Annotated in this window: 1 protein-coding gene; it reads left to right on the top strand. The window is 33.8% G+C overall.

Going from position 1 to position 269, the window contains the following annotated elements; all coding sequences use genetic code 11:
* Nucleotides 1-269, top strand: a 269-nt coding sequence (locus SB717_RS36215) for a cation:proton antiporter (RefSeq protein WP_410907842.1), incomplete at both ends; no start/stop codon positions are given.

The following is a 269-nucleotide window of genomic DNA, read 5'->3' as shown; positions in this document are numbered from 1 at the left end:
ATTCGAATTTTTCTTTCAAATTGCACTTATTTTATTAAGTACAAAGCTTGCTGGTGATCTTAGTGTTAGATTAGGTCAACCTTCTGTACTAGGTAAATTAATTGTCGGTATCGTTATCGGTCCAGCTGTATTAGGTTGGATTGAAAATTCAGAGCTTCTAACTCAATTAAGTAATGTCGGAGTTATTCTTTTAATGTTTATGGCTGGACTTGAAACAGACTTAGAAGAATTAAACGCAAATCGTAATTCTTCTTTAGCAGTTGCACTCG

It is taken from the genome of Priestia sp. SIMBA_032, assembly GCF_046535215.1.
Taxonomy (GTDB): Bacteria; Bacillota; Bacilli; order Bacillales; family Bacillaceae_H; genus Priestia; species Priestia aryabhattai.
Note: the sequence above shows the minus strand (reverse complement) of the source record. Positions and strands in the feature narration are given on the sequence as shown.